Source organism: Veillonella sp. oral taxon 158, from assembly GCF_018376515.1.
Lineage (GTDB): Bacteria > Bacillota > Negativicutes > Veillonellales > Veillonellaceae > Veillonella > Veillonella rogosae.
On record NZ_JAHABE010000014.1, the window covers coordinates 35,987 to 49,137 of the forward strand.

14 protein-coding genes are annotated in these 13,151 nt (G+C 39.5%); 1 reads left to right on the top strand and 13 read right to left on the bottom strand.

The annotated features are described in order from the left end of the window. Window positions 1–2: 2 nt before the first annotated feature. The 13 genes from ilvN to KH364_RS08320 all read right to left on the bottom strand — a co-directional run bounded on the left by ilvN (window position 3) and on the right by KH364_RS08320 (window position 11,579). On the bottom strand, window positions 3–491 hold the full coding sequence (ilvN, locus tag KH364_RS08260) for an acetolactate synthase small subunit (RefSeq protein ID WP_009351165.1): 489 nt from the start codon (window positions 489–491) through the stop codon (window positions 3–5). Continuing rightward, window positions 491–2,200, bottom strand: coding sequence for a biosynthetic-type acetolactate synthase large subunit (gene ilvB / locus KH364_RS08265; RefSeq protein ID WP_273299308.1), 1,710 nt, complete (start codon window positions 2,198–2,200; stop codon window positions 491–493). Before ilvB ends, ilvN begins: the two co-directional genes overlap by 1 nt. Before the next feature lie 18 nt (window positions 2,201–2,218). Continuing rightward, window positions 2,219–3,442 carry a threonine ammonia-lyase gene (gene ilvA / locus KH364_RS08270; RefSeq protein WP_273299309.1) on the bottom strand — a complete coding sequence of 408 codons (1,224 nt, stop codon included), beginning with the start codon at window positions 3,440–3,442 and terminating at the stop codon, window positions 2,219–2,221. Between the two features lie 41 nt (window positions 3,443–3,483). After that, window positions 3,484–5,154: a dihydroxy-acid dehydratase gene (gene ilvD / locus KH364_RS08275; RefSeq protein ID WP_105081903.1), complete on the bottom strand. Its 1,671-nt coding sequence runs from the start codon at window positions 5,152–5,154 to the stop codon at window positions 3,484–3,486. Window positions 5,155–5,690: 536 nt separating this feature from the next. Continuing rightward, window positions 5,691–7,094, bottom strand: coding sequence for a DASS family sodium-coupled anion symporter (locus KH364_RS08280; RefSeq protein ID WP_105081904.1), 1,404 nt, complete (start codon window positions 7,092–7,094; stop codon window positions 5,691–5,693). Between the two features lie 122 nt (window positions 7,095–7,216). Then, entirely contained in the window at window positions 7,217–7,660 is a 444-nt protein-coding gene (locus KH364_RS08285; RefSeq protein ID WP_265137730.1) for a cupin domain-containing protein, read from the bottom strand. A 67-nt stretch (window positions 7,661–7,727) separates the two neighbouring features. Further along, a complete protein-coding gene (locus tag KH364_RS08290) occupies window positions 7,728–8,036 on the bottom strand; it encodes a heavy metal-associated domain-containing protein (protein WP_273299310.1) in 309 nt (102 codons plus the stop codon). Window positions 8,037–8,050: 14 nt separating this feature from the next. Then, on the bottom strand, window positions 8,051–8,293 hold the full coding sequence (locus KH364_RS08295; RefSeq protein ID WP_005385550.1) for a twin-arginine translocase TatA/TatE family subunit: 243 nt from the start codon (window positions 8,291–8,293) through the stop codon (window positions 8,051–8,053). A 36-nt stretch (window positions 8,294–8,329) separates the two neighbouring features. After that, window positions 8,330–9,082 (bottom strand): 6-phosphogluconolactonase, encoded by a 753-nt coding sequence (pgl, locus tag KH364_RS08300; RefSeq protein ID WP_273299311.1) that lies wholly within the window; start codon window positions 9,080–9,082, stop codon window positions 8,330–8,332. Between the two features lie 169 nt (window positions 9,083–9,251). Then, complete coding sequence (locus KH364_RS08305) at window positions 9,252–10,043, bottom strand: enoyl-CoA hydratase (RefSeq protein WP_273299312.1); 792 nt, start codon at window positions 10,041–10,043, stop codon at window positions 9,252–9,254. Between the two features lie 147 nt (window positions 10,044–10,190). Further along, on the bottom strand, window positions 10,191–10,583 hold the full coding sequence (gene rpsI, locus KH364_RS08310) for a 30S ribosomal protein S9 (RefSeq protein ID WP_004695188.1): 393 nt from the start codon (window positions 10,581–10,583) through the stop codon (window positions 10,191–10,193). Window positions 10,584–10,603: 20 nt separating this feature from the next. Further along, window positions 10,604–11,044 (bottom strand): 50S ribosomal protein L13, encoded by a 441-nt coding sequence (rplM, locus tag KH364_RS08315; protein ID WP_009351047.1) that lies wholly within the window; start codon window positions 11,042–11,044, stop codon window positions 10,604–10,606. A 157-nt stretch (window positions 11,045–11,201) separates the two neighbouring features. Beyond that, the gene (locus KH364_RS08320; protein ID WP_054747909.1) at window positions 11,202–11,579 is read right to left on the bottom strand and encodes a hypothetical protein; all 378 of its coding nucleotides are present in this window, start codon (window positions 11,577–11,579) and stop codon (window positions 11,202–11,204) included. Between the two features lie 217 nt (window positions 11,580–11,796). Between KH364_RS08320 and KH364_RS08325 the strand changes: the two genes are divergently transcribed. Next, window positions 11,797–13,002, top strand: a complete 1,206-nt coding sequence (locus tag KH364_RS08325) for an MFS transporter (protein WP_105081908.1) — start codon at window positions 11,797–11,799, stop codon at window positions 13,000–13,002. The last annotated feature ends 149 nt before the right edge of the window (window positions 13,003–13,151 follow it).

Below are 13,151 nucleotides of genomic sequence, written 5' to 3' on the forward strand. Positions count from 1 at the left end.
TCCTACATTTTTTCTCCACGGCTCATCGCTGTAATACCAGTTTTTGCAATTTCAAGGATACCATACGTTTCCATAATTTGGATGAAACCGCGCAACTTTTCAACACTACCGATGACTTCAATAATCATGGACGTAGGAGAAATATCAAGTACATTACCGCGATATACATCGGCAATTTGTACAATTTGAGAACGTGTTGTAGCGGTCGCTTTTACCTTAATAAGCATCAATTCACGACATACTACATCATGATCTTCAAAGACTTTAACCTTTACAACGTCAATAAGCTTATAAATTTGCTTTTGAACTTGATCTAAGATGCGGTCATCCGCCTCAACAGTGAGGGTAATACGCGCATAACCCGGCTTATTAGTAATGCCAGAGGTCATTTTTGTAACGTTAAAACCACGACGATTAAAGAGTGCCAAAATACGTGTACCAATACCTGGTGTATTTTTTGCAATTACTAAGACTTGATGTTCTTTAGCCATTATAGCACCCCTTTCTTACCCATCATGCCGCTTACAGTGCCGCCTGCTGGAATCATTGGCAATACATTGTCTTCACGCTCAACGCGACAATCTAGGACAATGCTTTCATCAGACGTAATGTAAGATTTGAAATCTTTATTGAAAGTTTCCACATTATCGAGACGCGCCGCCTTTAAATTAAAGGCATCAGCCAATTTCAAGAAGTCTGGGCTCATTTCCAAATCTACATAGGAGTAGCGACGATCGTTAAAGATTTGTTGCCATTGACGAACCATGCCAAGATAACCATTGTTGATGATTACAATTTTGATTGGCAAGTTGTACTGACGAACCATCATGAGCTCTTCGCAAGTCATTTGGAAGCCACCATCACCTACAACAAGAACTACTTGTTTCTTAGGAGCACCTACTTGTGCACCAATAGCCGCCGGTAAACCATAACCCATTGTACCAGCACCACCAGATGTAACGATGGTATGAGGTTTTTTATGTGTTAAGAATTGAGCTGCCCACATTTGATGCTGACCTACATCAGAAACGATGATGGCATCATCTTTCACAATTTTATTAAGTTCAGATAATACATATTGTGGATGTAATTCACCATCAGTAGATTCTGGAACAACAATAGGATACTCCTCTTGCCACTGACGAATTTGCTCAAGCCAGGCTTCATGTTTTGCGGGCTCCACAAGTGCGTTAAGCTCTGTTAATACCCGTTTCAAGTCGCCTACGATTGGCACATCGATTGTGACGTTCTTGTCGATTTCAGCTGGATCGATATCGATGTGAATGATCTTAGCTTTTTTACAGAAGAAATCAGGATGGCCTGTAATGCGGTCGTGGAAGCGAATACCTGCTGCGATAACAAGGTCTGCCTCGTCTGTACTATTATTAGCCGCCACAGAACCGTGCATACCTACCATACCTAGGGCTAATTCGTGGTCCCCAGGGAAGCCGCCAAGGCCTACTAAAGTATTCGTTACAGGAATATGAGCTGTTTCAGCCAATGCTTTAAGCTCATCCACAGCACCGGATTTCAATACGCCTGCACCAGCTATGATAAGAGGGCGCTTAGCATTTTTAATGAGCGTAGCAGCCTTCTTAATTTGACCTTGATGACCTTTATAAGTTGGATCATAGCCTTCAAGTTGAATCGGTACTTCATATAATTTATTGTATTCTGTCATGGATATTTTTTCTGTTTGAATATCCTTTGGAATATCGATAAGTACTGGACCTGGACGGCCTGTACCAGCAATAAAGTACGCTTCTTTAATGATGCGAGGTAAATCATGAATATCTTGTACAAGATAGTTATGCTTTGTAATCGGCATTGTAATACCTTGAATATCCGCCTCTTGGAAGGAGTCCTTACCGATGAAAGGACGACCTACCTGACCAGTAATGGCTACCATTGGTACGGAATCCATGTACGCAGTCATAATGCCTGTTACAAGATTTGTCGCACCAGGACCAGACGTAGCAAGACATACACCTACGCGACCAGATACGCGAGCATAACCGTCTGCTGCATGTGCTGCACCTTGTTCATGACGAACGAAATAATGTTTAATTTCAGGGAAGCTATAAATTTCATCGTAAATTGGAATGACTGCGCCACCTGGGTAGCCGAACATATCGGTTACACCTAGGCGATGCAATGTTTCAAGGACAATGCGTGCCCCATTGATTGTTTCTGCGCTCATAGGAACCCTTTCAACCAGCTATTCAGACAAGGTCTCGCTGGAATTTAAACGTTTAATAATGTAACCATTATTTTTGAAAGTATCAATAATCTGTTGGATGTGTTCTTCACCATTTGTCTCTACTGTTACTTGTAATTCCACTTCATGGAAGCGGTCAAGGTTTTTAAACTGATTGTGATCGAGTTTAATTACGTTTGCATCTGCCTCTGCCAGCATTTGAGAAACAGCCACCAACTGACCTGGTTTATCCGGCAAGTTAACAGAGAAGGTAAAGATACGACCACGTACGACAAGACCTTTATTGATCATAGAGGAAATGGTAAGTACGTCGATATTACCACCGCTGACGATGGCTACAACCTTTTTACCAGTGCAGTTTAATTTTCTAAGACCTGCTAATGGTAAAATACCAGAGTTTTCTGCTACTAATTTATGTTTTTCTACGAGTAACAAGAATGCTTCCATCAACTCGTAGTCAGAAACAGTAATAATTTCATCTACATATTGTTTGATATATTCTAATGTAGTTTCACCGATTTGGCGTACTGCCGTACCATCCGCAATTGTGGCCACTTCATCAAGTGGTACTGGATGGTCAGCCTTTAACGCTGCTAGAGCACTAGCTGCGCCTTCTGGTTCTACACCGATAATCTTAACGCGCGGATTTTTTAATTTAGCAGCCGCTGCGATACCAGAAACAATACCGCCACCACCAACTGGGACTAACAATACATCAGCATCAGGCAATTCCTCTAGAACCTCTAATGCAATTGTACCTTGCCCTTCAATTACATCTTCATCATCAAAAGGATGAACAAACACATAGCCGTGTTCTTGTTGGAGCTCCATCGCCTTTTGGTAAGCTTCATCATAAATCTCACCGTGTAGTACGACCTCTGCGCCGTATTGTTTCGTTGCATTGACCTTAATGAGAGGTGTATGTTTTGGCATTACGATAGTCGCTTTAATGCCGAGGCGTTTTGCGGCAAGGGCCACACCTTGTGCGTGGTTGCCGGCAGACGCGGCGATAACACCGCGCGCCTTTTCCTCTTCCGTCAATTTTGCAATTTTATTATAAGCTCCGCGGACCTTAAAGGAGCCTGTTATTTGTAAGTTTTCTGGCTTGATATATACATCATTGCCACACTCGTCAGAGAACACATCACTATGAAGCAATTTTGTTTTCACCGTGATTGTGCTTAATCGCTCACGAGCCTCCATAAAATCATACAACTTATGCATGTACTCTATCTCCTCTAGTTAGTATTAATGAAAGTCTACTATTAGTCTTCAAATACTTCGATAGCACCTTGTGCTGCAGAGGATACATGAAGAGCATATTTTTTAAGGTAACCAGTTACATTGGATTTGAATGGTTTCAATGCGGCTTTACGACGAGCGATTTCCTCATCGGATACAGCTAATTCTAATTTACCGTTTGGAATGTCGATGTTGATGATATCACCATCTTCAACAACGGCGATTGTACCACCTGCCGCAGCTTCTGGAGATACGTGACCAATGGATGCACCACGAGTAGCACCAGAGAAACGACCGTCAGTCAACAAGGCTACGTCTTTATCAAGCCCCATACCTGCGATCATAGATGTTGGTGTCAACATTTCACGCATGCCAGGACCACCTTTAGGGCCTTCGTAGCGGATAACTACCACGTCGCCTTTTACGATTTTACCGCCTGTAATAGCTTCAACAGCTTCTTCTTCGCTGTTGAATACTTTTGCTGGACCAGAATGAACGAGCATATCCGCATCTACAGCACCCGCTTTTACAACGGAACCGTCTTCAGCAAGGTTGCCTTTAAGTACAGCAATACCACCAGTTTCGTGAACTGGATTATCCCAAGGATGAATTACGTCTTCATCAGCTACATAAGCAGCCTCAGCAATTTCACCTTGTGTTTTAAGTGCTACTGTTTGGCACTCTGTATGGAGACGACCATTTTCTGCTAATCGTTTTAATACTGCAGATACGCCACCTGCTGCATACAAGTCTTCGATGAAGTATACGCCAGATGGGGACAATTTAGATAATTGAGGTGTAATTTGAGCAATGCGATCGAAATCGTCTAAGGATAATGGTACACCTGCTTCGTGAGCAATGGCTGGCAAGTGAAGTGCTGTATTAGAGGAACCACCTAATGCCATATCGAGTGCTACCGCATTTTCAAAGGCTTCACGAGTCATAACATCTTTTGGACGAAGGTTCGCTTTTAATACTTCTACTGCTTGCATACCTGCTAATTTAGCCAAACGTAAACGTTCAGAGTATACAGCAGGGATTGTACCATTACCAGGAAGGCCCATACCAAGAGCCTCTGTTAAGCAGTTCATTGTGTTTGCTGTGTACATACCAGAGCAAGAACCACAAGTAGGACATGCATTATCTTCAATGCTTGCCAATTCTTCGTCGCCCATTTCGCCAGTTTGGTGTTTACCTACTGCTTCAAACACGTCGGACAAACCAATTTTTTTACCTTTGTGTACACCAGCAAGCATTGCGCCACCAGATACGAATACAGATGGAATGTTAAGGCGAGCCGCCGCAATCAACATACCTGGTACTACTTTGTCGCAGTTTGGAATGAATACCATCGCATCGAATGGTGTTGCCATTGCAGTTGCCTCGATGGAGTCAGCAATGATATTGCGTGTAACCAAGGAGTATTTCATGCCGATATGGTTCATTGCGAGGCCATCGCAAATACCGATTGTATTGAACTCGATTGGCACACCACCTGCGTTGCGGATGCCGTCTTTTACGGCTTGTACAATATTTTTCAGGCCTACGTGACCAGGGATAATCTCGTTGAAAGAGTTTGCAATACCAATGACTGGTCTGCCCATTTCTTCGTCAACGAAACCCAGAGCTTTTAGCAAAGATCTGTGTGGTGCACGTGCTACGCCTGTTTTTAAATTGTCACTTCTACAACTCATGTTAATCTCCTCACTTTTGAAAGCATCCACTTGGACGGCTTTCACAACGCATAAAAAAAGACGATTCCAATGAATCGTCTTAAAAGTTTACAAATGATATTCCTTTTGTTTACAGAATTCCTATATACATAAATAAACCCATGTACCCCTTGGAAAATATACACATAAGAAACAAACCATATAGCCAAAATCTTATTGATTGTATATTAACCCATTCGCGGAACTTCTAAGACAAAAACGTGTTAAGTTGTTGTTCATAATTCGAATGTCATTAATAATCACGACTAGCGCAATAATCAATAAGCTAATGACTAAACCTAACATGTTTCCTCCTAAAATAATCTGTAATATTAATCACGGAATAATAATAACACGTTACATTATCCTGTGCAAGATAATTCGCTATAAATTCTATAGATTTACTATAGTTTTTTTATGAAGTTCACCATACAAAAAAACTATAGCAAGCCTAGTTAGGTATAAAAAATGTACATATAACACGAAAAAATCCCCCACCGTAGTGAGGGATTTTTATACTATAGGATACCAAAAATCCACATACCAAGGGCGCCGCCCCAGAAGTGGATGAGGAAGCTTACCACGGAAATAGCAAGCCCAACGCGCCACCACGTACCTTGCGGTACATAACCAGCGCCAAAGAAGATTGGCGTTACACCAGAGCTATAGTGAGTTAATGTACAACCAGGACTGTTCATCAAACCAAAGAGCAATATGGTAAACGGAATTGGTGCGCCCATAGCCACGAGAATGGCCGCAAAGGCGGAGAACAATGCTGTAATACGCGCCGTACCACTAGCGAAGAAATATTGGGAGTATACAAAGGTTGCAGAGATAATAAAGGATGCCCAGAACCAGTCAATACCAGCAAGATGTTGGCTAACAAAGTTTGCAAAGACAGCAACTACACCGAGTTTACCTAGTAAGCCTGCCATGCCAACCAGAGTGCCCATCCAAATGAGGATATCCCAACCAGTGCGCTCACCTAAGATATCATCCCACGTAAGAGAGCCTGTTACTACACATGCAAGAACGCCCATCATAGCCACTACGGTTGGATGAAGCTTAGTCCAAATCGCAGTCGCCCAAAGCAAGATACAAAGCACAAAGATAATGGCTACAGAAATTTCGGCTTTTGTAATAGGCCCAAGAGCATCTAACTCTTTTTGAGCCATCGCCGCGGCTTGTGGGGTTTCTTTAATTTCTGGAGGATAGATTTTATAGATGAACCAAGGCATCAAAATCATACAAATCACACCAGGAATCACACCCGCTTGAAACCATTCCCACCAAGAAATATCATAACCGAATAATTTTGCCCCTAAGGACGTGATGAGCAAGTTACCACTACATGCAGTCAAAAAGATCGTTACAGTAATAGTGTTGATGGTATGAGCCGTCGTCATCAAGTACGCTCCAATGCGACGAGCTGTCTTCCCATATGGTTCAGAATCAAAAGCTAAAGAAATATTTTGCACGATTGGGAATACGATACCACCCCCACGCGCCGTATTAGATGGCGTCGCTGGAGAAATAATCAAATCTGTACAAGCTAATGCATAGGCTAGTTTTAAAGAACTTGTACCAAAAGAGCGAATCAAAGTATAGGCAATGCGCTTACCAAGACCAGAATTAATAATACCTCTAGAAAAGAATACGGCCGCTACGATAAGCCACACATTCGCCTCTGCATAACCACCTAAAGCTTGCACCATTGTAATAGACTTTGTGGCTACTGCTGCAACGATACCAAAGAGCGCCATAATGCCAGTTGGCCAAGGGCGCAAAATAAAGCCTACAATGGTAGCCGTAAAGATAGCTAATAAATGCCACCCTTCAGGCTTAATTGCCTCCGTGTGAGGCAAGAACCAGATTACGAGGCCCACCAGAACGGTAAGGGCCGCTCGTGTAAAAGTATTCATAGAACCTCCCTATCAAACTACACAAATCAACTATTACAGTTACAGTTACAGTTACAGTTACAGTTACAGTTACAGTTGATTATAAAAACTATATGGCGGTCATCACACATAACCGCCATATATTAGCAACTTTCTAAGAATTCTTTAATCTTAGGATTTGCTTGTAATGTCTCCATTTCCTCTGGGGATAATAATTTAACCTTATCCCGTTCTTGATTTACCAAACATAGGAAACCAATATAGTCCCCTTTATTGGCACGGAACTGATGAATTGTCTTGCCTGGAATTTCAATAAAATCACCAGACTCTACATCATGAATTTCGTCACCTAATAAAAGTTGACCTTTGCCGCGGAATATCATAACCATATGCGTATGCTCGTGATATTCTAATGTGGAATAACCACCTGGCAAACATTCAAAATAACGGAATTGGCATGGAATATCATAAGCACCATCGTATAGCACTTGACGTGTTACATCTTTAAAAGGACTACCATCTTGTTTATATACCAAGGTGTCGACGCCATCCCACTTGAAATTTTTAGCATCAAACTTGCGTATCATATATTACCTCTTCATACAAAAAAGTGCTGCACCGAAACAATGTTTCAATACAGCACCAAAGGTTCGATTATTTGAAGAAACGTTTCAAGGTTCCCATTAAACCATGACTATGTTGTTGTACACCATCTGCAACGCCTGTTACTTCAAAGCCAGTTTTTTCAATGGCCATAGAAATAACCTCTACTGCAGATTTAGTAGGATCAAAAGAAATCGTTACAGTTTTATCGTCTAAATTTACTTCTGAGCTCAATACGCCTGGTAGCGCAAGAGATGCCCCTTCTACTGTTTCCTTACAGTTATTGCACATCATACCAGGTACATTAAATACCTTTGTTACAACGCCATTTTCTTCGCCACAACCACAATCTTTGCACATAGTGATACCTCCTATTAATCGTTAACTTCTTTATGTTTGTCGTCGTTCTTAGCCCCTGCTGTTACGTCGATAGTAGTCGCTTTTTTAACGGCTTCTTTCGTTTCATCCACAGCCTTTTTAGGACCAGAAATAGCATCCTTAAACTCATTGATGCCTTTACCAATAGCTTTGCCGACTTCAGGCAATTTACCAGGACCGAAGATAACTAGAGCAATTACTAATATAACTATTAATTCAGGTGTTCCTATAGACCCCATATGTATCTCCTTTATCATTACTAATACTTATACTCTTTAGTGTACATCATTATAGGCGGACTTGTCCACATACCAAGTGGCTTCTTGTGAAAGCACTGCCCCAGGTAGTACGCGACCAATGCGTTTTTCCCAAGGTAAATCCTCATAATCCTCGCGTTGGTACAACACCTTAGTAAGTGCGGTTTTCTTGCTTTCACCCGTCACAGTGAACCAAACAGCATCGGATTTAGCAAGGAAAGAAAAGGTCATAGAAATACGTTCCCATACCTTGCCATCCTCTACGGCCACTACCTCTTGATCTGCCACGCGAAGTGCATGAGAGCCTGCAAACAGCCCTGCTGTATGCCCATCTTCGCCTAGATCGAGCAATGCTAAATCGAGGCCAGATTTCTTGCAAGCCTTGAGCACATTCTTAATCTCTTTCTGATATTCCTCAGCCGCCTCTACAACGGTTCTAGAATCCGTATTAATTGGCAAGAAATGGGCCGCCCCTTTTGCCTTACAGAGCAAATGGGGTTTAACGCGATTAAAATAATTATCCTCGTGAGTTTGCGGCAAGAAACGCTCGTCAGTCCACACAAAGAATATGCGCTCCCAATTGAGGCGCTCAATATATTCAGGGGAATTAAGCAATTCTAACAAACCATTAACAACAGTGCCACCTGTGATACCAACAATGCACGATTCCGTGCGGCTAATCTCTTCATTGGTAAAAGCAATGAAATCCTCCGCTAATGCTTGGACTACATCACTAGGACTGTCATAACATTTAATTGTATTTTGAGCCATGTAATAATGACCTCCTAAACTATTATAATAGTACTATTATATACACTTTTGCATCGCAATGAAAGCAAAAACCGATGTAACTCAATATAGGGAGCCACATCGGTTCGAATTATATTAGTAACTGCTTATAAATTACATGATATTTAGTACAATTACAAGAGGATAATTATTATTTTTGACCAAATTTAGGACGACGACGCTCTGTGAAAGCCAGAACCCCCTCTTTGAAGTCCTCAGAAAGACCTAATTCACATTGTTTTTCTACTTCAAATTTCTTGTATTCTTCCCAGCCAGCTAAGAAACTATTCCACATCATTTCCTTCATAACGCGGTAAGATTGTGCAGGACCTTTAGCTAACTTCTCTACAAGACGTCTTGTGGCCGTTTCTAGATCTTCTAATTCACAAACTTTATATACAAAGCCAAGTTCTTTACCTTTTTCAGCAGATACGGCTTCACCAGTCATAACGATATGCATAGCACGGTTCATACCAATAGCTCGATTCAACAAGAATAAACCACCTGCATCAGGAGCAAGACCGACGTTTACGAAAGCTTGGATAAAGCGTACATTGTTAGCAGCTACAACAAAGTCTGCAGCTAACGCCATGTTAAAGGCCGCACCTGCTGCAGCACCTTGAAGGCTCATGATAACAGGTTTAGGCAAACGTTTCAGAGCCATAGAAATTTGAGCTACAAGCTCAACGATTTCAAACAAAGACTCTGTATCCCCTTCGTTTACAGCGCGTTCCATTTCTGTTAAATCGCCACCAGCAGAGAATACCTTGCCTTCAGCATTAATAAGCAATGCACGAACACTTTCATCGTTGTGTGCTTGAGCTAAAACCTCAAGGATCTCCTTGCACATCTCGATATTAAAACCATTCGCCACTGTAGGGCGATTAAATGTCAACGTACCAATGCCGTTGTCCACTACGTATTGAATTGTATTATAAATCATATGATTTCTCCTATATGAAAATCTATTTTCGAAAAAATTCGATTATTATATATCTATTATAGGAGAATTAAATGTCCCTGTAAATGATAGAAATGCAAAAACACCTGCAGACATTGTCTGCAGGTGTAATAACCTGTATTCCAAATATTAACGTTTGGAGAATTGGCTTGCTTTGCGGGCTTTTTTAAGACCGTATTTTTTACGTTCTTTCATACGTGGGTCACGAGTCAAGAAGCCAGCTTTTTTCAAAGATTGACGAAGTTCGCCATCTACGTCCAATAACGCACGGGAGATACCGTGACGAATTGCACCAGCTTGACCGGAAGGACCGCCACCAGCTACAGTTGCGATAACATCGTATTGTTCAACTGTGTTAGTCAAATTCAAAGGTTGTTTTACGATCAATTCCAAAGTTTGGCGACCGAAATAATCATTAAGTTCACGTTTGTTAACAGTGATTTTACCTGTGCCCGGTACCAGACGAACTCTAGCAACGGAAGATTTTCTACGACCAGTGCCGTAATATTGTGCTACTGCCATTATATGTTCCTCCCTCTAGATTATCGTACGGAAATTTCTAATACTTCTGGTTTTTGAGCTGCATGTGGATGCTCAGGACCAGCGTATACGTTTAATTTACGGTATTGTTGTGCACCCAATTTATTTTTTGGAAGCATACCACGAACTGCCATCTCAACAACACGTTCAGGTTGTTTTTCAAGCATCATAGCCAATTTAGTGAAACGAGCACCACCTGGATAACCAGAATGACGGAAGTATTCCTTTTGCTCTAATTTTTTACCAGTTACGCGAATTTTTTCTGCGTTTACAACGATCACATGGTCACCAGTATCTACGTGTGGTGTGAAAGTTGGTTTATTTTTGCCCCGAAGAACTTTTGCAACTTCGGCAGCAAGGCGTCCTAAAGTTTTACCTTCAGCGTCAACAACATACCATTTCCGTTCGATTGTGTTCGGATTGGCCATAAATGTAGTTTTCATGCTGCATATCCTCCTAATAACGTCATAATTCTACCAAAATCAGCTTGTCCTTTGCTTCCGGGGCTAATGGAAACACGACTAAAGCTTACTCAAAATAGTATACAGATTTTATGGGGTTGTGTCAATTAAAATTTAGTACTTATATGCTGTCATCAAATTATTTTTTTAATATAGAATTACATTGCTGTATTACATCATTCAATACGGTCTGATCAGTATTAAGAAGAAGTTTAACCCAATTATCACGCCAACTGCCTCCTAATTGAGCTTCTACTTTTATATGTCCATATGAATTACATATAATATGGACATAATCATCCGAATCAGCATAAGCAATACGAACTTCTCCATCTAATGTTATATATATTAATTTGAGTTGACTAATTAATTCTCTAAATTCATTTACAGTATAAACAAAGGTACCTCGACCAGAAAAGTCTCCACTTTTGATGTATACACTAAAAGCGATACACTCATCTCGCGGCTCAGCATCAGCGATATATTTTTCTTCTAACTCAACACGGATAATATCCATTAATATCTCCTCTAAATAATAAAAATGAACAGACCTCTTTATTATCCTTTATTAGCAAAAACCTACTTATATTACACATTACTTTATATTGTGCAGGAAATTTAAATATTTATATAGAATTATGAATATATAACATCAAAATTGATAAAAGTTTAATTGAGATTTTGTAAAATAATACATATTATATCAGTACATCTATAATCTAGGAGATGATGGTATGAATCTAGAAAACAAAAACTCATTTCTCTTAAATAGTGCTCTATTCTTTTCAACAATGGGAAGCACCGCAACAACACTAGGTTTTATAACATATATATTCAATACCACCCACAGTCCCTTTAATACAGGGGCAGTTACAATAGCGACATTATTAGTTGGAATGTTATTAGGCCCATTTTTAGGGATACTCGTAAAAGAAAAAGGCTTAATGTGGTCTATGGTGGTTCCTGAAATAGTTTCGAGTTTTATATTATTAATTTTTGTTTTCATAGATAACCTATATCTAGTATATATCATAGCTTTCCTTATAGGTTTTAATAATAAAATTTTAGGAATCGCTAGACTTTCTTTTGTACCTAATATTACAAATGATTTAGTCAAATTCAATGCACTGCTCCGGTCTATTAATCGTTTTGCATTAATAAGTGGTTCCTTATTATTTAGCGTTATAATTAATTACTCTTTAACGCTAGTATTCGTTATTGATGCAGTTACTTATATTCTTTCAGCCTACCTACTTTATCGTTTAAATAAAAATGTAAGAATACAGTCACACTCGACTATCTCCAAAAAAACCATTAGAGAAAGCATATATGATCGCATTCAACTTCTATTAAAAGGATATAAGTTATTATTCCTAAATAAAAAAATCAATTTTATAGTTTATTTGGGTATATTAGCCAGAATATTTTATATGTGTATACCTATTCTACTATTAATATTTATTAAAGATATCTTACATTTAACTGATAGTCAGTATGGATATACGCAAACAATCTCTAGATTGGCATCATTCATTATTTTTGGACTTCTTGCTAAATATTTTACTATTAACTTAGCAACGAGTTTTAAAAAAGTTTTGTTCCCTCTTTTTATACTATATGGAGGAAGTATTTTTTGCATAGGCTATATAGAAACAATAGAACAACTTTATATTCTATATAGTATATCTGAAATATTATTATTTACAGCCGTTGTTTTAGTTCATGCATATATACAATCTATTTTTTCACAGGAAGAGTTAACATTAGCTAGCGGTTCTGTAAGTACAGGCTTCTCTATTGGATCAATATTATCAATAACTATATTTACAAACTTAGCAAATATATTACCGCTACATGATATATTTTTTATATGTGGACTGGGGATAATTATAAGCACAGTTATTATAATAGGCTATACTCGATTAAACCAAGAAAGATAGATTTTATGATAATTATTTGATTTATCCTTTTATAAATAATACACACATAATAGGGTTATAGGACAAAAAGTGTGTGTGACTAATCCCAATAAGTTGGAAAATCTGTAGACATATGTAGCTCATTCCAAACAGGAGCATCACCCCATTGA